We start from the raw sequence: 244 nt of genomic DNA on the forward strand, positions 1-244 counted from the left end.
ACCTTGTGCAGCTTCGGCGCGTCTTCGTCCGGTTCCAGCACGCGCTTTTGCGGTGCATTGCGGCCGCGTCGCAGCATCGGGGCGCGCACGCCGGCCGAACCGTTGTCGGCGTCGAAGGCCGGCGAGGTCACGTAGGCGAACACGTCGTCGACGGCTGCAGCAGCCGCGCTCTCGACGGTCGCCGGTCCCGCGTCGCTGCGCTTGCCGCGCTTTTGCTGCGGCGGATTCTTGCGCCGGCCGCCTT

1 pseudogene is annotated in these 244 nt (G+C 70.9%); it reads right to left on the reverse strand.

Features of this window, described 5'->3' with window-relative positions:
- Positions 1-244, reverse strand: a pseudogene (locus tag NCS58_RS08795) (23S rRNA pseudouridylate synthase B); the annotation flags it as partial.

Source organism: Caballeronia sp. INML3B, assembly GCF_023631305.1.
Classification (GTDB): domain Bacteria; phylum Pseudomonadota; class Gammaproteobacteria; order Burkholderiales; family Burkholderiaceae; genus Caballeronia; species Caballeronia turbans.